The organism is Lactobacillus kimbladii (assembly GCF_000970755.1).
Lineage (GTDB): Bacteria > Bacillota > Bacilli > Lactobacillales > Lactobacillaceae > Lactobacillus > Lactobacillus kimbladii.
The window spans coordinates 1-1,032 of the sequence record NZ_KQ034014.1 but is presented as its reverse complement, the minus strand read 5'-3'; the positions used below and the strand labels follow the sequence as shown (position 1 = coordinate 1,032).

Here is a 1,032-nt window from a genome sequence, read left to right as displayed (position 1 = left end):
GGCTCTATAATTTATCCTGTTGATGACTTATCCATGTGGTAAGCTGTTAATAGGTTTTTTATTGCATAAAAAAGGAGGACATCTTCCTCTTGCTTCTTGTAATAAAATATTAACTTCACCCAATATTTTATAGAAGGTTTGAATTATGTCCTCTTTTAATAATTATATTAAATTTGCTCTTGATATTAAAGATCAAAACATTGTTTTTGAAGATTATTTCTGCCGTTTGGCTAACGGCTATAAGCAGAAGGTTTACCAAGCTGTCTTATTGCAGCCCAGTTGTCCCTTTTGTGGCTCACAGGAGCTGCGGCACAATGGCCGTTTGAAAACCGAAATCCGCTATCCTGCTGCCAATGCCAGTCAGCCAGTCATTATTAGACTTTTTAAGCAGAGAGTCTGGTGTCGCACCTGCAATAAACGCTCAATGGCTCAATCTGACCTGGTAGGCAAATACTGCTGTATTTCCCAGCATTCTAAGCTCAAAATTCTCAGTGCTTTAACAGAAGACCGCTCAATGACCAGCATTGCCCGGGAAAACAATGTTTCTGTCAATACGGTGCAAAGAGTGCTGGGCTCTTGCTCGCATCAGTTTAGTAGCAGCTATGATTATTTGCCGGAGCATCTGGCCTTCGACGAGTTTAAGGGCGTTGACCGCACCTTGCATTTTATTTGTCTTGATGCCGACAAACACGAGGTGGTTCAGATTCTCCGAACACGCTATAAAAAAGCAATTATTGCCTACTTCAAAAAGTTTTCGCCTGCGGCTTTGCAAGGCGTCAAAACAGTTTCTCTGGACCTGAATTTTTACTATCAGGACATTGTGCGAGCATGCTTCCCCAACGCTGAGATTGTGCTTGATCGCTTTCACATGGTACAAATGCTTACGCGTTCCTTCAACTCCCTGCGCGTGCAGGTCATGAAGAAATTCAAAAAGATCAGCAGAGAATACAAACTGCTTAAATCACCGTGGAAACTGTATCTCAAGAAGTACCAGGAACTCGACAAAATTCATCCGCATTACAATTGGCACTA

The 1,032-nt window shown here is 41.9% G+C and carries 1 protein-coding gene; it reads left to right on the top strand.

Annotated elements, in window-relative coordinates:
* Positions 1 to 145 precede the first annotated feature (145 nt).
* A partial coding sequence (locus JF75_RS09965) for an ISL3 family transposase (RefSeq protein ID WP_046333023.1) occupies positions 146 to 1,032 on the top strand: 887 nt, incomplete at its 3' end.